20 protein-coding genes and 1 other RNA gene are annotated in these 19768 nt (G+C 67.6%); 12 read left to right on the top strand and 9 right to left on the bottom strand.

What is annotated here, in order from left to right:
• Nucleotides 1-44: 44 nt before the first annotated feature.
• Nucleotides 45-1271: a glucose-1-phosphate adenylyltransferase gene (gene glgC / locus M3G03_RS08470; RefSeq protein WP_259809262.1), complete on the top strand. Its 1227-nt coding sequence runs from the start codon at nt 45-47 to the stop codon at nt 1269-1271.
• Between the two features lie 54 nt (nt 1272-1325).
• On the opposite strand, the gene M3G03_RS08465 is transcribed toward glgC, so the two are convergent.
• Nucleotides 1326-1979, bottom strand: coding sequence for an O-methyltransferase (locus M3G03_RS08465; protein WP_259809261.1), 654 nt, complete (start codon nt 1977-1979; stop codon nt 1326-1328).
• 30 nt (nt 1980-2009) lie between these two features.
• Between M3G03_RS08465 and M3G03_RS08460 the strand changes: the two genes are divergently transcribed.
• Genes M3G03_RS08460 through M3G03_RS08440 form a run of 5 tightly spaced genes read left to right on the top strand, consistent with a single transcriptional unit; the run spans nt 2010 to nt 5683 of the window.
• Nucleotides 2010-2231 carry a biotin/lipoyl-binding carrier protein gene (locus tag M3G03_RS08460; protein ID WP_259809260.1) on the top strand — a complete coding sequence of 74 codons (222 nt, stop codon included), beginning with the start codon at nt 2010-2012 and terminating at the stop codon, nt 2229-2231.
• Entirely contained in the window at nt 2228-3124 is an 897-nt protein-coding gene (dapA, locus tag M3G03_RS08455) for a 4-hydroxy-tetrahydrodipicolinate synthase (RefSeq protein WP_259809259.1), read from the top strand. Before M3G03_RS08460 ends, dapA begins: the two co-directional genes overlap by 4 nt.
• A 31-nt stretch (nt 3125-3155) precedes the next feature.
• Complete coding sequence (sigE, locus tag M3G03_RS08450; protein WP_259809258.1) at nt 3156-3788, top strand: RNA polymerase sigma factor SigE; 633 nt, start codon at nt 3156-3158, stop codon at nt 3786-3788.
• Complete coding sequence (locus M3G03_RS08445) at nt 3785-5230, top strand: zf-HC2 domain-containing protein (protein WP_259809257.1); 1446 nt, start codon at nt 3785-3787, stop codon at nt 5228-5230. Before sigE ends, M3G03_RS08445 begins: the two co-directional genes overlap by 4 nt.
• A gap of 21 nt (nt 5231-5251) precedes the next feature.
• Complete coding sequence (locus M3G03_RS08440) at nt 5252-5683, top strand: sec-independent translocase (protein WP_259809256.1); 432 nt, start codon at nt 5252-5254, stop codon at nt 5681-5683.
• Between the two features lies 1 nt (nt 5684).
• Here M3G03_RS08440 and M3G03_RS08435 read toward each other — a convergent pair whose 3' ends face one another.
• From M3G03_RS08435 to M3G03_RS08425, 3 genes are read right to left on the bottom strand one after another with little or no spacing between them, the layout of a single operon-like run.
• Nucleotides 5685-6839, bottom strand: a complete 1155-nt coding sequence (locus tag M3G03_RS08435) for an Mrp/NBP35 family ATP-binding protein (protein ID WP_259809255.1) — start codon at nt 6837-6839, stop codon at nt 5685-5687.
• 32 nt (nt 6840-6871) lie between these two features.
• Nucleotides 6872-7402 carry a DUF1003 domain-containing protein gene (locus M3G03_RS08430; RefSeq protein WP_259809254.1) on the bottom strand — a complete coding sequence of 177 codons (531 nt, stop codon included), beginning with the start codon at nt 7400-7402 and terminating at the stop codon, nt 6872-6874.
• Nucleotides 7395-8657, bottom strand: coding sequence for a magnesium transporter MgtE N-terminal domain-containing protein (locus M3G03_RS08425; RefSeq protein ID WP_259809253.1), 1263 nt, complete (start codon nt 8655-8657; stop codon nt 7395-7397). The genes M3G03_RS08430 and M3G03_RS08425 overlap by 8 nt, the downstream gene beginning before the upstream one ends.
• 32 nt (nt 8658-8689) lie before the next feature.
• Between M3G03_RS08425 and M3G03_RS08420 the strand changes: the two genes are divergently transcribed.
• Genes M3G03_RS08420 through M3G03_RS08410 form a run of 3 tightly spaced genes read left to right on the top strand, consistent with a single transcriptional unit; the run spans nt 8690 to nt 10814 of the window.
• A complete protein-coding gene (locus M3G03_RS08420; protein WP_259809252.1) occupies nt 8690-9628 on the top strand; it encodes a CoA ester lyase in 939 nt (312 codons plus the stop codon).
• A gap of 35 nt (nt 9629-9663) precedes the next feature.
• Nucleotides 9664-10206 carry a general stress protein gene (locus tag M3G03_RS08415; RefSeq protein WP_259809251.1) on the top strand — a complete coding sequence of 181 codons (543 nt, stop codon included), beginning with the start codon at nt 9664-9666 and terminating at the stop codon, nt 10204-10206.
• Entirely contained in the window at nt 10203-10814 is a 612-nt protein-coding gene (locus M3G03_RS08410) for a cyclopropane-fatty-acyl-phospholipid synthase family protein (protein ID WP_259809250.1), read from the top strand. Before M3G03_RS08415 ends, M3G03_RS08410 begins: the two co-directional genes overlap by 4 nt.
• On the opposite strand, the gene M3G03_RS08405 is transcribed toward M3G03_RS08410, so the two are convergent.
• Nucleotides 10811-11920: a magnesium and cobalt transport protein CorA gene (locus tag M3G03_RS08405; protein ID WP_259809249.1), complete on the bottom strand. Its 1110-nt coding sequence runs from the start codon at nt 11918-11920 to the stop codon at nt 10811-10813. The two genes, M3G03_RS08410 and M3G03_RS08405, sit on opposite strands and share 4 nt — an antisense overlap.
• A complete protein-coding gene (locus M3G03_RS08400; protein WP_259809248.1) occupies nt 11917-13383 on the bottom strand; it encodes an aminopeptidase P family protein in 1467 nt (488 codons plus the stop codon). Before M3G03_RS08400 ends, M3G03_RS08405 begins: the two co-directional genes overlap by 4 nt.
• A gap of 161 nt (nt 13384-13544) precedes the next feature.
• On the opposite strand from M3G03_RS08400, the gene M3G03_RS08395 reads away from it, so the two are divergent.
• Together M3G03_RS08395 and M3G03_RS08390 are read left to right on the top strand one after the other, a co-directional pair.
• Entirely contained in the window at nt 13545-14267 is a 723-nt protein-coding gene (locus tag M3G03_RS08395; RefSeq protein ID WP_259809247.1) for a zinc ribbon domain-containing protein, read from the top strand.
• Between the two features lie 37 nt (nt 14268-14304).
• Complete coding sequence (locus M3G03_RS08390; RefSeq protein ID WP_259809246.1) at nt 14305-15753, top strand: RNB domain-containing ribonuclease; 1449 nt, start codon at nt 14305-14307, stop codon at nt 15751-15753.
• A 147-nt stretch (nt 15754-15900) separates the two neighbouring features.
• Here the strand turns inward: M3G03_RS08390 and rnpB are convergent.
• Together rnpB and map are read right to left on the bottom strand one after the other, a co-directional pair.
• Nucleotides 15901-16257, bottom strand: an RNA gene (gene rnpB, locus M3G03_RS08385) — RNase P RNA component class A.
• Between the two features lie 111 nt (nt 16258-16368).
• Nucleotides 16369-17232 carry a type I methionyl aminopeptidase gene (map, locus tag M3G03_RS08380; protein ID WP_396121928.1) on the bottom strand — a complete coding sequence of 288 codons (864 nt, stop codon included), beginning with the start codon at nt 17230-17232 and terminating at the stop codon, nt 16369-16371.
• 64 nt (nt 17233-17296) lie between these two features.
• Here map and M3G03_RS08375 point away from each other — a divergent pair, with 64 nt between their 5' ends.
• Nucleotides 17297-17545: a hypothetical protein gene (locus M3G03_RS08375; RefSeq protein WP_259809244.1), complete on the top strand. Its 249-nt coding sequence runs from the start codon at nt 17297-17299 to the stop codon at nt 17543-17545.
• Between the two features lie 5 nt (nt 17546-17550).
• Here M3G03_RS08375 and M3G03_RS08370 read toward each other — a convergent pair whose 3' ends face one another.
• Complete coding sequence (locus M3G03_RS08370) at nt 17551-19725, bottom strand: catalase (RefSeq protein WP_311197520.1); 2175 nt, start codon at nt 19723-19725, stop codon at nt 17551-17553.
• Nucleotides 19726-19768 lie beyond the last annotated feature (43 nt).

Raw genomic sequence — 19768 nt, 5'->3', positions numbered from 1 at the left:
GCCCTCCCTTCCCGCAGCACCCTTGCGGTCGGTAGGTTCATGACATGCAGAGTCGCCCGAAGGTCCTGTCGATGGTGCTGGCCGGGGGCGAGGGCAAGCGACTGATGCCCTTGACCGCCGATCGAGCCAAGCCAGCCGTGCCGTTTGGCGGCACCTACCGCCTGATCGATTTCGTCCTGTCCAACCTCGCCAACTCCGAGCTCCGACAGATTGCGGTCCTCACCCAGTACAAGTCCCATTCGCTGGATCGTCACATCTCGCTGACCTGGCGCATGTCAACCCTGCTGGGCAACTACGTCACCCCGGTGCCTGCCCAGCAGCGCCTCGGGCCGCAGTGGTACCAGGGTTCTGCGGACGCGATCCACCAGTCGATGAACCTGGTGCGCGACGAGGACCCGGACTACATCATCGTCTTCGGAGCCGACAACATCTACCGCATGGACGTGGGTGCGATGCTGCAGGCCCACATCGACTCCGGCCTCTCGGCCACCATCGCGGGTATTCGCGTCCCGCGCAGGGAGGCCTCCGCCTTCGGCATCATCGACGCCGACTCCTCGGCGAAGATCAACCAGTTCCTGGAGAAGCCGGCCGACCCGCCAGGTCTGCCCGACTCCCCCGACGAGTCCTTCGCGTCGATGGGCAACTACATCTTCACCCGCAAGGCCTTCGTCGAAGCCCTGGAGGCCGACGCCGCCGACCCGGAGTCCAAGCGCGACATGGGGGGCAACATCGTTCCCTGGTTCGTGCGCAAGGGGCAGGCGCAGGTCTATGACTTCACGCTGAACAATGTCCCGGGCTCCACGGAGAAGGACCGCAACTACTGGCGCGACGTGGGCACCATCGACGCCTACCACGAGGCGCACATGGACCTGGTCAGCGTGAACCCGGAGTTCAACCTCTACAACCCGGAGTGGCCGATCTGGACCCAGCAGGTCCAGGCACCGGGTGCCAAGTTCACCCTGCGCGGTACCGCGGAGGATTCGATCGTCTCCAGTGGCTGCATCATCTCCGGTGCTGATGTGGACCGCGCCGTCCTCAGTCCGAATGTGCGCTGCCAGAAGTACTCCAAGGTCGAGGGTTCGATCCTCATGAACAATGTCGAGATCGGACGCGGTGCGCGGGTCTGCAATGCGATTCTCGACAAGGGCGTCACCCTCGCTGAGGGTGCCGAGGTCGGCCTGGACAAGGACCATGACCGGGCTCGCGGCTTCCACGTCTCCCAGAACGGCATCACCGTGGTGGGCAAAGGAGTGCACGTCCTCGCCGACTGACTCCCATGGCACAGCACAACGCCCGCCCCGTGGGGCGGGCGTTGTCGTTGGTGGTCAGGCCTTGATGGCTGCCAGCAGGCCGGCGCCGACCGGCAGCAGGGCGGAGGTGAACTCCTCGGTGTCCAGGATCGCACCCAGAGCCTCCCGGATGATCACGGCCTCGTCATCCTCATTCTCGGGGTCGGCGACCTTGTTGTCCCACAGGGCATCGTTGAGCACCACCATGCCGCCGTGGCGCAGAAGCCTCAGGGCCTGGGCGACGTATTCGACGTATTCCAGCTTGTCGCCGTTGATGAAGACCATGTCGTAGGCGCCGTCGCGCAGCTTCGGCAGGACGTCCAGGGGCAGGCTGGCAATGAGACGGAAACGCGAGGTCGCGATGCCGGCGGCCATGAAGGCCTTGCGGGCGGCGTCCTGACGATCGGCCTCGGCATCCACGCTGGTCAGGATGCCGTCAGAGACCATGCCTTCGAAGAGCGCAAGGCCGCTGGTGCCCGACCCGGTGCCGACCTCGACGACGTGCTTGGCCGATATGGCGCGCGCCAGGAAACGCAACGCCGTCGCGGTGCCGGTCGACAGCGGGCTGACCCCCAGGTCGGAGGCGGCCTGGCGGCTGGTCGCGATGGAGTCGCCGGGCTCGATGAAATCCTCGGCGTAGCCCCAGGAGCGCTGGTCTGGTCCTTCTGCGGCGGTCTGTGGTGAGCTCACGAGCCCAAGCCTACCGTTAGCATGATCCCCATGACCCATGCCGTCACCGCCGAGATTGTCGCCACCGTCCTGTCCGTTGACGTGGAGGTGGGCGCCACTGTGGGGCCGCTGGACGCCGTGATCGTGCTGGAGTCCATGAAGATGGAGATCCCGGTGCTGGCGGACGTGAGCGGCACCGTGGTCGAGATCTCGGTCAAGCCCGGAGACGTGGTCCACGACGGTGACCCGATGATGATGATCGAGGAAGCATGACATCTCCCCGACTCGGCCGACTGGTCACCGCGATGGTGACCCCCTTCACCCCTGATGGCGCCCTTGACCTGAAGCGCGCCGGCGAACTCGCCACCCGCCTGGTGGACGAGCAGGCCAATGACGCGATCGTTGTCAACGGCACCACCGGTGAATCACCGACCACCACCGAGGACGAGAAGTTCAAGGTCGTGGAGGCAGCCCTCGGGGCCGTCGATGATCGCGCCACCGTCATCGCTGGCGTGGGCAGCTTCGACACCGCCCACACCGTGCGGATGGCCCGCCGAGCAGCCGACACCGGTGCCCACGCCCTGTTGGTGGTCTGCCCCTACTACTCCCGCCCCACCCAGCAGGGAATCGTCGCCCACTTCCGCGCCGTCGCGGAGGCCACCGACCTGCCGGTGATGGTCTACGACATCCCGCACCGCACCGGTGTCTCGATGTCGAGCGAGACCCTGCTCGAACTGGCCGAACTGCCCACCATCGTCGCGGTGAAGGACGCCAAGGGCGACCTGGTGGCATCCAGCCAGGTGATGGCCGAGGTGGCCGCCGCCGGGCTCGAACTGGACTACTACTCCGGGGACGACGCGATCACCCTGCCCCTGCTGAGCGTTGGCGGGGTTGGGGTGGTCGGCACCTCGACCCACTTCAGTGGCCGCGCCATGAAGCAGATCATCGAGCTGGCGGTGCGGGGTGACTTCGCGGGAGCACTCGAAGTCCAGCGTCGATGGCTGCCGGTGTTCACCGGCGTCTTCGCTGCTCCCGGCTGTGCCACCGTCAAGGGCGCACTGGCTGCCGAAGGCTTTGACGTCGGCCCGCTCCGGCTGCCGATGGTCGCCCCCGACGACGTGGTGGTGCAGGGCTTCTGCCAGAAGCTGCGGACCGCGCGTTCCTGAGTCGCGTCCCGCCCATGGCACACTGGGAGCCATGGCGATGGAGGGCAACGACGGCGACGGTTGGGTCGCCCCGACCTGGGAGGAGCTGGTCCGCGACCACTCCGACATGGTCTACCGGGTTGCCTTCCGGCTCACCGGCAACCGCCCGGACGCCGAGGACCTCACCCAGGACGTGTTCGTTCGCGCCTTCAGGTCGATCCACTCCTTCGAGCCGGGGACCTTGACCGGCTGGTTGCACCGCATCACCACCAACCTCTTCCTCGACCAGGCTCGCCGTCGCAAGCGCCTGAGTTTTGACCCGATGGCCGAGGCCGCCGAGAACGTCAAGTCGCGTCATCGCGAGCCCGGCGACGAGATGGTCGACCAATCCCTTGACCACGATGTCGCCCGGGCACTGGCGAGCCTGCCGCCCGACCAGCGCGTGGCGGTCGTCCTGTGTGACATCGAGGGTCTCAGCTACGACGAGATCGCCGACATCCTCGACGTCAAGCTCGGTGCCGTGCGGTCCAGGATCCATCGTGGACGCGAGCGGCTGCGGCGATCCCTGGCCCATCGCAAGCCCGCCGAGGGCCATGGACGCCTGCTCGGTGCTCCGGATGAGCTCCCGGGCCAGGCCGTCGACATTGCGCCAGATCCGACCCTGCAGCAGGTCCTCAAGAGATGATCAGCCGGGACCTGCCCGCTGCCTGCCGGCGGGCTCGCGACCTCGTCGATCAACGCCTGGAAGGCGATCTCGACGCGACCTGCGCCGAGGAACTGAACCGCCACCTGACCGCCTGTGCGTCCTGCCGCGCCCACCAGGAGGGCACCGAATCGGTCGTGGGGCTGTTGCGCCACTGCGCACCGCAGTGCGCAGCCTCGGAGCGGCTGACCCGCCAGTTGCAGGCCATCGCGGGTGATGAGGCCCGTGCACCCCTGTGGATGTCAGCCCAGGAGACGGGCCACCTGCCCAGCCGTCGTCGTCGTCGCCAGCGCCTGGCCGTCGCCGGGTCGATGGCCCTGGTGGCGACCGTGGGCATGCTGTTCACCCTGGGGCTGATCATGGCGCCCCACGTGCCGGTGGTGGCGAACGCACCCCAGACCGGTCACCGTGAGCACGACCTGCGGCTGGGCATTGGTCCGGGCGCGCAGGCGGTGAACGCCGTCCTGGCCAGCGACCAGCAGTCCCGATTGCCGCGCAGCCGGGTTATCGAGCGTCCACAGTTGCTGACGGGGATGCAACCTGCCGACATCAGTCGGTCGGACGCGATGGAACTGCTGGAAGGTGCCCTCTCGCCCCTGGTGGCCTACTCCGGGGTGCAGCGAGTCACGCTGGCCGGGAGGCGCGACCACCTGGTCGCCGAGGTCCGCGTCCAGCAGAAGCCCGGCCACTCGGTTGCCGTCGCCGTGCTGGATCGCTCCGGCCAGGTGATCAGCTCCGGTCTGCTCCCGGTGCGCACCACACCGCTGGGGGTGATGCCGCCTGCGGCAACAACCTTCACCCGGGTCCCCGGCGGCGTGATTGCGGGGCATTCCACGGAACTGCTGGAGGCCAAGCGTTCCGACCGGAGCCTGGTGGCTCGCTGGTGGCTGGTCCCTGAGCTCGGCCTGGTGGCCTGGAACGAGACCTTCGACAGCGCCGGGCGCCTGGTGCGCTCGGCCGGTTTCACCAGCCTGGCGGTGACCTCACCGGCCAGCAGTGGACGCACCCAGCAGGTGCCACTCCAGCTGTCGAGCGCCCCCGCAGTCAGTGCCCCGACCCGGGCGATGTGCGGGGGAGGATTCAACTGCTCCGCCCGGCTGGCCGGTTTCAGGCTCGTGCAGATCAGCACCGATTCCCCGACCCGACCCACCGTGGTCCACGCCGTCTACGCCCGCGGAGATGTCTGGGTGACTGTGATGCAGCAGCGTGGCCGGCTCGGATCCACCGATGGTGCCGGCTATGGGGTGTCCCCTGATCGCTGTTCGCTGGTCTGGCAGTCCGGTGATGTCGTCTACACCGTCACCACCGATGCCGGTCCCTCCGTGGGAGCCAGGGTGGCGGCCGACCTGCCGCACCATGAGCCTGCCGGGTCCGGTCCGATAAGCCGTTCGTGGGCGGGTTTGTCCCGTCTGGTCGGGCGTTGAGAACGCGCTAGGGTGTGACTCGTGGACCTGGGATTCGGCGAGATCGCGATGCTGCTGGTGCTCGGCGTCGTCATGTTCGGCCCCGAGAAAATCCCTCCGCTGGCCCGCAAGGCCGCGCGTGTGGTCCACTTCCTGCGAGGTATCGCCAATGACGCCCAGAATCAGCTTCGCAGCGAGCTCGGCCCGGAGTACGCCGATCTGGAGCTGCGCGATCTGAACCCGCGGGTCTTCGTCAAGAAGCACCTGCTGGGCAGCCTGCAGGAGGATCTGGACGACATCAAGACCGATCTCGAGGGGATCAAGGACGATCTCGCCGCCGAGGGGCGCGACCTCAAGGAGATCGAGAACGCCATCCGCAACACCGAGGGTGCGATCGAGCGGACCGAGGACGCCATGGATGAGACGGTCGGGAACTACTGGACGTCCGCCCCCTTCGACGTCGAGGCCACCTAGATCAGACCGGATTGACGCCCAGCTGCATGCCGGCCAGCCCGCGCTTGCGCTCGTCGACCGTCTTCGCCAGCCCCATCAGCGCCTGCGCGGCGCCGCTCTGTGGATGGCTCTGCACCACCGGGACACCGCTGTCACCGCCGGTGCGCAGGTCGGTCTCCAGTGGGATCTGGGCCAGCAGCGGGATGTCGTAGCCGAGGCGCTCGGTGAGCACCCTGGAGACCTGCTCGCCGCCGCCGGACCCGAAGATGTCAACGCGGTGAGCCTTCTCGCAATGGGGGCAGACGGCCTCGTACCACGCCATGTTCTCCACGACACCGATGACGCGCTGCTGCATGATGGCAGCCATGGTCCCGGCGCGCTCGGCGACCTCGGCAGCGGCCTGCTGCGGGGTGGTGACCACGATCACCTCCGAGTTGGGGATCTTCTGGCCCAGGCTCATCGCCACATCACCGGTGCCCGGCGGGAGGTCGAGGATCAGGTAGTCCAGATCTCCCCAGTAGACATCGGCCAGGAGCTGGGTGAGCGCCCGATCCAGAATCGGCCCGCGCCAGGCGATGACCTGGTCGCGGCTGGGCTTGAGCATGCCAACGCTGATGACCTTCAGGTCGCCGGCGGGGACCGGCATGATCATGTCGTCGAGGGGGGTGGGACGCTGGTCGCCGATCCCCAGCATGTCGGGGACTGAGTGGCCGTAGATGTCGGCGTCGAGCAGGCCGACCTTGCGTCCCATCTCGGAGAGGGCGATGGCCAGGTTGACCGTCACGGAGGACTTGCCCACACCACCCTTGCCGGAGGCCACGGCGATCACCTTGGTGGTGTTGCCGGGCTCGGCGAAGCGGATCGTGCGCTCCGGAACTCCGCCACGCAGCAGGGTACGCAGCGCGGCGCGCTGCTCGTCGTTCATCACGCCAAGGTTCACCACGACGCCGCGGACGCCCTCGACGGCCTCCACCGCCTTCGTGACGTCCTCGCGAATGGGGCCCTTGAGGGGGCAGCCCTCGGTGGTCAGCAGGACAGCGATCGTCACATTGCCCTCGTCATCGACCGCGACGTCGTCAACCATTCCCAGCTCGGTGATGGGACGCTTGATCTCGGGGTCGATGACCTCATGCAGGGCAGCACGGATCCTGGGCAGCAGCGGGTGCTCGTCGGTCATGCCCTCAGGTCTAGGGCCTTTTGAGCCGAGATTCAACTCGAGGGGCGATCCCGGCGCAGTGCGGGACGCTCCAGGTCCTCCTCGCGCCGGTCCAGTTCGGCCAGCAGGTCGCGCAGTTCCGCACGAATTTCCGAACGGATGTAGTCGCGGGTGGCCAGATCACCAATACTCAGCCGGATGCTGGCGATCTCCCGGGCCAGATAGTCGGTGTCCGCCCGGGACTGGGCAGCGACGCGACGGTCCTCCTCCAGGCCCAATCGGTCGCGGGCCTCCTGTCTGTTCTGCGCGAGAAGGATCAGCGGGGCCGAGTACGAGGCCTGGGTGGAGAAGGCCAGATTCAGCAGGATGAACGGGTAGGGGTCCCACTTGTAGCCGAAAAGTCCAATGACGTTGAGCGAGATCCAGGCGATCACGAAGACCGTCATCCAGAGAAGGAAGGTCGGCGTGCCCATGAACCGGGCGACGAACTCGGCGAACCTGCCGAAGGACTCCTCACCCAGCCGGACCTTCGGGAAGCGCCGGACGCTACGTTCCGCGGGCTGGTCGAGCCTGATCTCAGCCATTGGTCTCCGCCTCCATCTGGTCCTCGCGCCAGTCGGTGGGCAGCATGTGGTCCAGGACGTCGTCGACGGTCACCGCGCCGACCAGGCGCTGCTGGTCATCGACCACCGGCGCCACGACCAGGTTGTAGATCGCGAAGTAGCGACTCACCTCCGCCAGTGAGGTGTCGGGGGTGATCGGCTCCAGCTTGGCGTCCACCATCCCGGCCACCGAGACCGAGGGTGGTTCGCGCAGCAGCCGTTGGATGTGGACAGCCCCCAGGTACCGCCCCGAGGGCGTGTCCAGCGGTGAGCGACAGACGAAGACCATGGACGCCAGGGCCGGGGTGAGTTCCTCGTGTCGCACGCGGGCCAGAGCGTCGGCGACGGTGTCATCCACGCCCAGGATCACCGGCTCCGGGGTCATCATGGCGCCCGCCGTGGATTCGGCGTAGACCAGCAGCGAACGGACGTCACGGGCCTCCTCGGCATCCATGCGCTGCAGCAGGTCCTCAGCCAGGTCGGTGGGCAGCTCCCGGATGAGGTCGGCGGCGTCGTCGGGGTCCATCTCCTCCAAAACGTCGGCGGCGCGCTCGGTGTCCAGCTGGCTGAGCAGCTCGACCTGCTCGTCCTCCGGCAGTTCCTCGAGGGCGTCGGCGAGCTGGTCGTCATCCAGGGCCTGGGCAACCTCCATGCGTCGCTCGGGCTCCATGTCGTAGAGCTCGCGGGCGACGTCGGCAGGCTTCATGTCCGACATGGCTGCCACCAGGTGGGAGGTGTCGCGATCCTCGGCACCAGTGATGGCGGCACCGACCTCCGACCAGTTGACGGTGTAGCTGTGCAGGCGCCGGCGCCCGATGCGAAACCGTCCCGCCGCCTGGCTCTCGACCACCGCCACCTCGGCCAGCTCCCAGTCCCGGTTGCGGACCTGGCGCATGGACACGTCCATGATCGACACCTGCTGGCCATTCGGGCCGGCGATGATGCGGTCGAAGAGGTCCTCGATCACCAGGGTTTCGGAGGGACGCTGGATGAAGCGCCGCGTGTCGACGGCGCCGGCGATGACCACCTGCCCGGGGTCGATGGCGTGCACCCGGATCATGGGCACGAAGATGCGTTTGCGAGCGAGCAACTCGACCACGAGGCCGCGGCATTTCGGCGCGCGGCGGCCCTCACGTTCCTGGACGACGACATCGCGCACCTTGCCGATGGAGTCGCCGAACCCGTCCACGACGGGCATGCCCTGGAGCCGGGCGATGAAGATCGAAGAGGCGCTCACAGGGGCAATCTACCGGCCCCTACGCTGGATGCATGAGTCTGAGCCGATCCGCTTCCCCTCGCCCCCAGCGTGCACGTCGCACCGTCCTGGCCGTTCCCGGTTCCAGTGATCGATTCATCGCCAAGGCCCGGGGGCTGGAGGCGGACTGCCTCTTCCTGGACCTGGAGGATGCGGTCGCTCCCGGCGAGAAGGAGGCGGCCCGGCACCGCATCGTCGACGCCCTGAACGCTCCCGAGGGCTGGACCCCGCGTACCCTGACCGTGCGCGTCAACGACTGGACCACCCCCTGGACCACGATGGACACCTGGACGGTGGTGACAGGTGCCGGCGCCCACATCGACTGCCTCGTCCTGCCCAAGGCCACCTGCGCCGCCGACGTGCAGGCCCTGGACCGCGTCCTCACCCAGGCCGAGCAGGCAGCCGGCCTCGACGTGGGCCAGATCGGGCTGGAACTCCAGATCGAGGAGGCCCGCGGCGTGCTCAACGTCGCCGAGATTGCCGCCGCCAGCCCGCGCACCGAGACGCTGGTCTTCGGGCCCGGGGACTACATGGCGTCCATGGGGATGGCCTCGCTGAGCGTTGCCTCCCAGATCCCCGGATATCCCGGGGACCACTTCCACCACGCCTTCTCCGCGATCCTCGTCGCAGCGAGGGCCCACGGGCTGCAGGCGATCGATGGGCCCTATGTCAGCATCCGCGATGTCGAGGGATTCACCGAATCCGCCCGCAAGGTGGCGGCGCTCGGGTACGACGGGAAGTGGGTGCTGCACCCCGACCAGATCGCCGCCGGCAATGCGGTGTTCACCCCCTCGGCGGAGACCCTCGAGCGAGCCCGTCGCATCGTGACTGCCTATGAGGAGGCCACGGGCCTTGCCCAGGGGGCGCGGGGTGCGATCGTCGTGGACGACGAGATGGTGGACGAGGCCGGCCTGAAAGTGGCCCGGGCGCAACTGGCCCGCGTGGGGGGGTAGGACTGGTTAGGCTGTTCGGGTCCGAAGGAGGCAGCATGTCCGTTCCCCCGAATCGCCCTGACCTGAGGCGTGCCCTGATGCTGGAATACCCCCAGCACATTGCCGTCTATGACACCTATGAGGAGGCGGAGAAGGCGGTCGACCACCTGGCCGACAACGACTTCCCGGTCGCCAACCTGTGCATCGTGGGCACCGACCTGAAAACGATCGAACGGGTCCAGGGCCGCAAGACCTGGGGGACCGTGCTCGTCAGCGGGCTGGTCTCGGGCATCTTCACCGGTGTCTTCATCGGCCTGATGCTCGGCCTGTTCAGTCAGGGGGGACTGACCGAGATGTTGCTGGTCGGCATCGTGCTGGGTGCCGGCTTCGGCATCCTGCAAGCCGTCCTGTCCTACGCCGTCGGTGGACGGCATCGTGACTTCAACTCCATCACCCAGACGGTGGCGAGCCGCTACGAGGTGCTCGGCGAGCACAAGGTCGCCCAGCAGGCGCGGGACCTCTTGCAACAGATGCCCGGGGAGCGCGCCCGACTCTGGAACCAGCCCGCCAGCCAGACCACCCCCACGCGTGATCGATGAGCACGGCGATCGAGTGGGATGACCGCTACGACCACCCCAACCACCTGTACGGCTACAAGCCGAACGACTTCCTCAAGGAGCAGGAGATCATGCTACGGCGTGGCTCCCGCGTGCTGTGTCTGGGTGATGGTGAGGGGCGCAATGGCGTCTGGCTTGCCCAGCGCGGGCATCGGGTGACCACTGTGGACTTCTCCGCTGTGGCAGTGCGGAAGGCCCAGGCATGGGCGGCGGAGAAGGGCGTCCAGATCGATGCGCGATGTGCTGACCTGACCGAATGGATCCATGCCCCGGCAGCGAACGGTCCCTGGGATGCGATTGTGTCGATCTTCTGCCACCTGCCCCAGCCGTTGCGGGGGACAGTGAGCCAGTCGCTGGTTCGGCGGATGGCGCCGGGCGCGCGGCTGATCCTGGAGGCCTACACGCCCGCCCAGCTCCAGCTGGGGACCGGCGGCCCGAAGCGGGAGGACGTGCTGATGACGCGCGAACGCGTCCTCAATGACTGGTCAGGACTGGTGCTGGACGTCCGGCTCGTGGAGCGGCGCATCTTCGAGGGCATGGGCCACCAAGGGCTGTCCAGCGTGGTGCAGGTGCTGGGGCAGAAGCGCTAGAGCCACTTGTTGCGGCGGAAGGCGATGAACAGGAACACCATCGTCGTCAGCATCACGCCGAGCACGACGAAGTAGCTGTAGCGCCATCCGAGCTCGGGCATGTACTCGAAGTTCATGCCCCAGATGGCTCCCAGGGTGGTGGGCACCGCCAGGATCGCCACCGCCGCCGAGATCTTGCGCATGTCCTGGTTGTCCTTCATCGACAGGCGCGCCAGGCCCGCCTGGAGGAGGTTGGTCAGGACGTCATCGAAGGAGGCCACCGCCTCACGGATCTCGGTGTGGTGGTCGGCGACCTCCCGGAAGTAGGCCTGTGCCTTGGCTGGTATGCCCGGCATCGATCGGCTGGCCAGGTGCGTCAGCGGCAGCGCCAGGGGGGTCAGCGCCCGACGGAACTCGATGATCTCGCGCTTGAGCTGGTACACCTGCCCCAGCTCGTTGGTGCCGCGCGGGGCGAAAACCGCTTCCTCGATCTCGTTGAGGTCCTCCTCCATGTCGGCGACGACCTGCTGGTAGTCGTCAACGACGCTGTCCAGCACGGCGTAGAGCACGATATGGGGGCCGCGGCTGAGGAACTTGGGTCTCTGCTCGAGGGACGCCCGCAGGTTCTGCAGCGGGGACTGCTCCCCGCGGCGCACCGTCAGGACGAAGTTGGACCCGACGAAGACCATGATCTGGCCGGTGGACACGACCTCGGCGGTTTCGGTGAGTTGATCATGTTCCACATAGGCGATCGTCGAGATGACCATGAACAAGGTGTTGTCGTCGAAGACTTCAAGCTTGCTGCGGGTGTGGCCCTCGACAGCGTCCTCGATCGCGAGCGGGTGCAGGTCGAACTGACGGGCGAAGTGGGCCATGTCGTCATTGGTGGGGTCTTTCAGACCCAACCAGAGGAAGCCGTCGTCGACCTTGGCTCGCGAGATGGCGGTGCCCAGATCATCGACGTCCTGCCGGATGCCGTTGACATACCAGGCCCACGCCACGATCGAGTCCGGGGTGGTGCGCCACTGCTCGGGCCGTCCGTCGGTGGCGGGGGCTGCGGCGCGGACCTTGCGGGTGCCCAGACCGAGGCGGGGCAGCCCGCGCGGCACCGCGCGCTCATCGCTCACAGCAGGCCCGCCATCCAGGCCTCCACCTCATCGGGGTCGCGGGGGAGCTTGTCGGACAGGATCCGGTTGCCGTCCTCGGTGATGACGATGTCGTCCTCGATGCGCACGCCAATGCCGCGCAGTTCTTCGGGGACGAGTAGGTCGGTGGCCTTGAAGTAGATGCCCGGCTCGACGGTGATGATCATGCCTGGTTCGAGGACGCCCTCTCGGTAGTTCTCGGTGCGGGCCTGGGCGCAGTCATGCACGTCGAGGCCGAGGTGGTGACTGGTGCCGTGCACCATCCAGCGGCGGTGCTGGCCGCCCTCGGGGGACAGTGACTCCTGCGGGGTGACCGGCAGCAGGCCCCATTCGTGCAGGCGCTCGGCGATGACCTTGATCGCTGCCGCATGGACCTCCTTGAAGGAGACACCCGGCTTCGCTGCGGCGAGGGCAGCATTCTGGGCGTCCAGCACGGCCTGGTAGACCTTGCGCTGGGCAGGGGAGTAGGTGCCGCTGACCGGCAGTGTCCGGGTGATGTCGGCGGTGTAGAGCGAGTCCAGCTCGACCCCGGCGTCCATCAGGAGCAGGTCGCCCTCTCGCAGGTCACCGTCGTTGCGGATCCAGTGCAGGGTATTGGCGTGGTCCGCGCCAGCGGCGATGGTGTCGTAGCCGACAGCATTGCCGTGGTGGCGGGCGTAGAGCCCGAAGATGCCCTCCACCCAGCGCTCACCGCGACCGCGGCGCACGGCCTCGGGGAGGTCGCGGACGACTGCCTCGAAGCCCTCGGCGGTGGCATCGCAGGCTCGCTGCATCTCCTCGACCTCGAAGGCGTCCTTGACCAGGCGCTGCTCGGAGACGGCGACCGCGAGTTCCTCGTCGAACTCGGTCTGCTCGCTGCGTCCGGCCTCACGGCGGACCCTGTCAACGCGGGCGGCGACCTCGGCGTCAGCCAGTCGCAGGACGCGCAACTGCACCGCATCGGCGTTCTTCGCCAAGTGCTCGTCGAGCTCGCTGATGGGAGCGGCCGGGAAGCCGATCAACGCGGCCATTTCGTCGAGGGATTCCCGCTGGCCCACCCACATTTCGCCATAGCGGGCGTCGGCGTAGAACTCGGGGTCGGTGCGCGGAGCGCGCGGCTTGAAGTAGAGGGTCGGCTCGTGGCCGTTGTCGCTGGGCTCGAGCACCAGCACAGCGTCGGGTTCTCGATCACCGCCCAGCCCGGAGTAGTAGGCGAAGGCAGTGTCGGGGCGGTAGGGGTAGTCGGTGTCGTTGGCTCGCACCTTCAGGCCGCCGGCGGGCAGCACGATTCGGTCCTCGGGAAACTTCTGGGACAGCTTGCGGCGGCGCTCCGGGGTCCAGCTGGCGGCGGGAAGAGCCTGCGGCAACTCGGTGGGGTAGGGCGCCCACCCGGTGGGGATGAACTCGCGAAAAGCTTCTGAGAAGGGATTCTGGCGGTTGGGAAGCTTCGGCTGTTCTTCGCTCATCGCAGCTCCTTGGGTTGGGTCCGGCACGAACTCTCGTCATCATAGGGCCCCACCCCCTCAGGCTCAGGTGTCGTCGACAGCGGGCACGAGCGGATCATCGCGGCGCCGCGGCGAAGGTCGGTAGAGTCGAGCCCACAAGTCACGAATCGCGGGAGACGTTCATGCAGGCAGCACCCTCCGAGCAGGCCAGACTGCTCCACTTGGCCGAGATCGACCTGGCCGTGGAGCAGGCGCGGCATCGTCGCGCCAACCTGCCCGAACTGGCGACGTTGCGCGAACTGGGCGCCAGGCGCAATGCCGTGACCCAACAGCTGGTTGCCGCCGAGACCAGGGTCTCCGACCTCGATGACGAGGTTGCCCGGCTGAACTCGGACCTGGAGCCGGCGAAGGCGCGGCTGGAGCGCAACCAGGCGCGGGTCGACTCCGGGGCGATCGCCGACCCGAAGGCCCTGCGATCGATGCTTGAGGAGCTGGAGCACCTCAGGGGCCGCATCTCCAAGTTGGAGGATGACGAGCTCGACCTGATGCAGAAGGCCGAGGACGCCGGGAAGCATCGCGACCAGGTGGCGGCTGAGCGTGCGTCCATTGATGACACGGCTCGCGGTCTGATCGCTGCCCGGGAGAAGGCCTTCGGCGAGATCGACGCAGAGATCGAGGCCGAGCTCAGCCGGCGCCAGGGAGTCGTGGCGGGCTTGCCGGAGCCGCTGGTCGCCCTCTACGAGAAGATCGCTGCCCGCGCCGGGACCGGTGCCGGTCGACTGCGCGATGGCCGCTGCACCGGCTGTCACGTGGAGGCCAACGCTGCTGACCTGCGCCGCTACCAGCAAACCCCCGCCGACGAGGTGGTCCGCTGCGAGGAGTGCGGCCGCATCCTGATTCGCTGACCTGCTCGTCGCCCCGGTTCGTCAAGAGGAGTACGCCATGCCACGTCGTCACATCCTGGTCGAGGAAAACCTGCCCGAGCCGATCCGTGAGGGTTTCCAGACCCTGCGGGAGAGCCTCGACATTCCCGGGGACTTCCCGCAGGAGGTGCTGGCTGAGGCCGAACGAGTCGCCGCCGAGGGCTACGACCGCTCGCTGGGACACGTGGACAAGACGCAGATCCCCTTCGTCACGATTGACCCGCCCAGCTCGATGGACCTGGACCAGGCCCTGCACATCTCCCGAACCGAGGACGGCGGGTACCTGGTGCACTACGCCATCGCGGATGTGGCGGCCTGGGTGCGCCCGGGAGGGGCGATCGACCAGGAGGCCCGCCGGCGGGGCCAGACGTACTATGCGCCGCACCAGCGCCACAGCCTGCATCCGCCGGCACTCAGCGAGGCGGCGGCGAGCCTGCTGGCCGATGGGACTCCGCGCCCGGCCCAGGTGTGGCAGATCAGGCTCGACGAGGACGGCGAAATCGTCGATTCACGTGTCGACCGCGCACTGGTGGTCTCCACGGCGAAGTTGAACTACGCCGACGTCCAGCACGACATCGATCGCGGTACTGCGCCGGAGTCGCTCATGCTGCTCAAGCAGGTCGGCGGGCTGCGCAAGTTCATTGAGCTGGAGCGCGGCGGCGTCTCCCTGAACCTGCCCGACCAGGAGGTCGAGGCCAAGGAAGATACCTGGGAGCTGGTATACCGTGCGCCCCTCCCTGATGAGGACTGGAATGCCCAGATCTCCCTGATGACCGGTTTTTGCGCGGCTCGGATGATGGTGGAGGCCGGAGTCGGGCTGTTGCGGACCCTCCCGCCGCCGGACGACGGCACGATCAAGGCCTTGCGTCGGGTCGCGCACAGCCTGCAGCTGCCCTGGCCCCGCAAGGTGGACTACGCCGGATTCGTGCAGTCCCTGGACCCCCGGCGGCCGCAGGACCAGGCGATGATGATGGCCTGCGTCCGGTTGTTCCGTGGCGCCCGGTACACCGTCATCGAGCCCGGGTTGACGCCGGACCAGCTCGTGCACGGCGCCCTGGCTGCCAACTACGCCCACGTCACCGCGCCGCTGCGCCGCCTGGTCGATCGCTTCGCCGGTGAAGTCTGCGTCGCGCTGTGTGCGGGCACGCAGGTCCCCGAGTGGGTGGTCGAGGCGCTCCCGACACTGCCGGAGATCATGAACGAGTCCGATCGGCGCGCGAAGGCCTTTGAGCGGGGCACCACCGACCTGGTTGAGGCCATGGCGTTGGAGCGCCGGGTCGGAGAACGGTTCACCGGTGTGGTGGTGAGCGTGGATAAGAAGCGACCCGGCCAGGGGGTCATCTCGTTGACCGAGCCCGCAGTCGAGGGCCCGGTGAAGGGTTCGGCCCTGGAACTTGGTGACGAGGTCCACGTTGAGCTGGTCTCGGTCGACCTCCGTGCCGGGAAGGTGCGCTTCGAAGCCCGCTGACGGCTGCGAGCCCCAAACCTACCCATCTTTGTCAGCCCTACCCGCCATGACGGGTGGGGCTGACAAAGATGGGTAGGTCTACACGGGTGTGGGGCTCGGTGCACGCGGAACGGAGCCTGGGGCGTCCGGCCGGTCAATACCGAGGAGAGGACGAGTCGGCCTGTAAGCCGGGTTCTGTGGTCGGTGATCATCCATCTGCGACCGTTGTTGCCAACGACCTTCCGCGTGAGCGGTGCGACCTACCCGGACGCTCGGGCGGGCAGCCCTCGAACACGTCCTGTCTGGTCTTGCTCCGGGTGGGGTTTGCCGAGCCACCCCAGTCACCTGGGGTGCTGGTGGTCTCTTGCACCACCGTTTCACCCTTACCGACCGTGGTCGGCGGTCTGTTTTCTGTGGCACTGTCCCGCGGGTCACCCCGGGTGGGTGTTACCCACCACCCTGCCCTGTGGAGCCCGGACTTTCCTCAGCAGCCCCGAGGGGCGCCGCGATCACCCGGCCGACTCGTCCAGACATCCAGTGTACGACGTGTCCCGGGGTGGACTGCCCAGCCGCCAGGTTCGCAACCTGTCCGCGCCCTGGGCGCGGAGCAGAAAGCGGCCTACTGCGCCGACCGGCTCAGGGGAGCTTCGGCGCCGGCCCATTGGGGGCCGGCGTCATCCCGTCCATGGGAAGGGTGAGCACCTCGGCGCCCTGGGGGGTCACCACGATCGTCTGCTCGAATTGGGCCACCCGGGACCGGTCGCGGGTGAGCACGGTCCAGCCGTCGTCCCACTGCTCACTGCTGGGGTTGCCGATGGCCAACATCGGCTCGATGGTGAAGGTCATCCCGACCTCGATGGGGGTGTCCAGTCGCGGCTCGTCGTAGTGCAGGATGACCAGCCCCGAGTGGAAGGCGCTGTGCACCCCGTGGCCGGTGTACTCACGAACCACGCCGTAGCCGAAGCGCCCGGCGTAGCTCTCGATGACGCGTCCGATGACCGACAGGGGACGCCCGGGCTTCACTGCCCGAATGCCCCGGTTCATGGCCTCCTGGGTGCGCTCGGCCAGGAGCCGTGACTGCTCGTCGACCTCGCCGCAGTAGAAGGTGGCGCAGTTGTCGCCGTGCACCCCGTTCTTGTAGGCGGTGACGTCGACCTTGACCAGGTCCCCCTCCTCCAGCGGACGCCCATCAGGGATGCCATGGCAGATCACTTCATTGACGCTGGTGCAGCACGACTTGGGAAAACCCCGGTACCCCAGGGAGGAGGGGTAGGCACCGTGGTCCAGCATGAACTCATGGGCAATGGCGTCCAACTGATCGGTGGTGACACCCGGTGCGATGGCCTTGCCGGCTTCATGCATCGCCTGGCAGGCAATCCTGCTCACCTCACGCATGGCCTCGATCGTCTCGGCGCTCTGCACATGTCGGCCCATGTACGGTGTGGGTGCAGGCTTCCCAACGTAGGGGGGCCGCGTGATCGAACTCGGCACCGGACGCATCGGGCTGACGGGGTAGGGCTTGATCGGACTGCTCACTGCATCGACTCTAGCGGGGAGAACAAGCATGACCGACGACCATGGGGGCGAGTACTACTGGTGCCTGACCCACCATCGCGTGGAGCCCTATGACGGCTGCAAGGCCGCTGATCGGCTGGGCCCGTACAAGAGCCCCGAAGAGGCGCAGCACGCCCTCGAGCGCGCAGAGGCACGCAACGAGGCCTGGGAGACTGATCCCACGTTCAACGACCTCGAGGAGGAAGAGGAGAAGCGGAAGGAGCGCGAGGAGGGCGCCTGGGGCCCCTTCCGCATCTGACCCTCTCAGATCCTGGCCAGGCGCTCCCAGACGCGGTGATGGCCGAGCAGCTCCAGCACCTGTTCGGTCACGCCCGTCGCCTCGGGGGCGACCACGATGCCGGCATCCTCACCGGCGATCCCGGCAGCCTCGACCACGTCACCGGCCTGCCCCACGGCGCCCAGCGGCTTGCCGTGGCGATAGGCCTCCTCCACCAGCAGCTGCACGCGAGGGTCCACCTCCGCCGGCCCGAAGGAGGACAGCAGCACCAGCGCGTCGAACTCGATCGACGAGGCCGAGAAGAAGGTCTTGTCGGCGGAGAAGTCCCCACCTGCGCACTCCACGCGTCCCGCGTGGGGGCCCACCACCAACGGCATCGCACCGGCCTGCGTGACGGTGTCGACCACCGCTTCCAAGTCGGTCAGGCTGGTGGCCCCGTCGGCCAGGATCCCGACGCGTCGCCCGGCGACCGGGTAGGCCTCCTCACGAACCTGGCGCAGCGCCGGTGAGGGAGGCATCTCCACGATCTCCACGTCCTCCAGCGGCGTGGGCACCTCGAGGCCGAGACGCTTGGCGACCTCGGTGCCCAGGTGCTCGTCGATGGTGACCAGCAATTTCACCTGTCGCTCCCGGATCTGGGGCCAGGTGACCTTGGACAGTTCGAAGGCGTACCCGCCGATGACATGGTCCTGTTCCACCGGGGTCAGGGACCGGAAGAACATCCGGGGCTGGGAGAAGTGGTCATCGAAGGACGCCGAGTGCTCGCGGACCATGCTGCCCTCTACGACCTGCGGGTGGTCGATGAAGGCGCTGACGTCCTCCCCGGCCTTGAACGGGCAGCCGCCATCGAGCGAGTTGGGCCGGTAGGGCGCCTTGCCGGCCGGCACTGCGTCCTGGTGGAACCCGTCGCGCAGCATGTCGTTGATCGGGGCATGCGGGCGGTTGATGGGGATCTGGCTGAAGTTCGGCCCACCCAGCCGGGTGATCTGGGTGTCCAGGTAGCTGAACAGGCGGGCCTGCAGCAGAGGGTCATTGGTGACGTCGATGCCCGGCACCAGGTGGCCGGGGTGGAAGGCCACCTGTTCGGTCTCGGCGAAGTAGTTGGTCGGGTTGGCATCCAGCACCATCGTGCCGATGATCTCGACCGGGGCCAGCTCCTCGGGGACCAGTTTGGTCGGGTCGAGCAGGTCGATGCCCTCGAACATCTGCTCCTCGTTGTCGGGGAAGACCTGGATGCCCAGGTCCCATTCGGGGAAGGCACCGTTCTGGATCGCATCGGCCAGATCGCGCCGCTGGAAGTCGGGGTCCTTGCCCGCAGTCAGCTGCGCCTCCTCCCACAGCTGGGAGTGCACACCCGCCTTCGGCTTCCAGTGGAACTTCACCAGGCTGGTGCTGCCGTCCTCGGCGATGAAACGGAAGGTGTGGATACCGAAGCCCTCCATCGTGCGCAGCGAGAGCGGCAGCGCTCGGTCGGACATGTTCCACAGTGTGTGGTGCTGGGCCTCGGTGTGCAGGGAAACGAAGTCCCAGAAGGTGTCGTGAGCACTGGCCGCCTGCGGGATCTCACGGTCGGGCTCGGGCTTGCCGGCGTGGATGATGTCGGGGAACTTGATCCCGTCCTGGATGAAGAAGACCGGAATGTTGTTGCCGACGAGGTCGTAGACACCCTCGCTGGTGTAGAACTTCGTGGCGAACCCGCGGGTGTCGCGCGGGGTGTCGGCCGAGCCACGCGATCCCAGCACGGTGGAGAAGCGGACGAAGACCGGGGTCTCCACGCCGGGCTTGAGGAACTCGGCGCGGGTCAGCGTGCTGGCAGCACCATTGCTGGTGAACCGGCCGTGGGCACCGGCACCGCGCGCATGCACCACGCGCTCAGGGATGCGCTCGTGGTCGAAGTGCATGATCTTCTCGCGCAGGTGGTGGTCCTGCAGCAGTGTGGGGCCGCGGCGCCCGGCCTTGAGGCTGTGGTCGGTGTCGCGCAGGCGCAGCCCCTGGGCCGTGGTCAGCCACGGTCCCTGCTGGGCGCGGTCCGAAGGGGGACGCCCGGCGTCCACGCCGGTCGCAGTGCGCATCTGGGGCGCCAGCTGGTCTCCGGGGGCGGGCAGCGGCTCTCGGGGGGTGGTGGGTTCCTCGACCGAGGGGGCCGGGACGTCCAGGGGCTTTTCGTGGGCTTCGACATGGGGCTTGTGATTGCTGGTCATGGTCATCACCGTAGGAATTCCTCCTCATCACGGTGCCAACGGT

It is taken from the genome of Aestuariimicrobium sp. p3-SID1156 (assembly GCF_025144225.1).
In the GTDB taxonomy this organism is placed as follows: domain Bacteria; phylum Actinomycetota; class Actinomycetes; order Propionibacteriales; family Propionibacteriaceae; genus Aestuariimicrobium.
This window is presented reverse-complemented; position numbering and strand designations above follow the sequence as displayed.